This window comes from Candidatus Symbiopectobacterium sp. NZEC135 (genome assembly GCF_025962695.1).
Map to the genome: position 1 here is coordinate 1 of NZ_JAGFPF010001366.1, position 574 is coordinate 574.

Here is a 574-nt window from a genome sequence, read left to right on the forward strand (position 1 = left end):
TGTTCTCATTATTCAGTCTTTATTGGGCAAAGCGCGTCGGCTTGCGGATGAGGGCGAGTTAAGCAGCTTACTGATAAACCAGGGTAATGGGAAGGCCTGCCGAATACAGTCATTCCCGCGCAAGCGGGAATCTCTGGCAGACTGCGCGTGTTTCTTCTGTCAGAGATCCCCGGCTTTCGCCGAGGATGACAAGGGAGAAGCCGAGGATGACGAGGGGCGAGTAAAGGGGAATGACAGCTCCCCTGCGAACGCATTTATTACTCGCTTCTGGCGCGTGCCGGGCGGCGCTGGCCGTATCCCTGCGGGCGCGATGCGGCAGGTTTACCCTGACCGCCACGGCGTTGCTCTCCAGAAGGAGAGCCTTCGCCACTGCGCTGGCGGCGCGGTGCCGTACTGTGGCGTTCACTGCCGGAACGATCGCCGCCGCGCGGTGCACCGCGCTGGCTTTGGCGGCCATTTTGAATCGGCTCTGCCTTGGTGTTCGGATCGGGCTCAAAGCCCGGCATGGCAATGCGCGGAATTTCGCGTTTCAGCAGTCGGTCGATAACGCGCAACAGCTTGTGCTCATCCACAC

General features: G+C 60.6%; 1 pseudogene. It reads right to left on the reverse strand.

Features of this window, described 5'->3' with window-relative positions:
- Positions 1 to 257 precede the first annotated feature (257 nt).
- Positions 258 to 574 (reverse strand): annotated as a pseudogene (locus J5224_RS34290) (ATP-dependent RNA helicase RhlE); the annotation flags it as partial.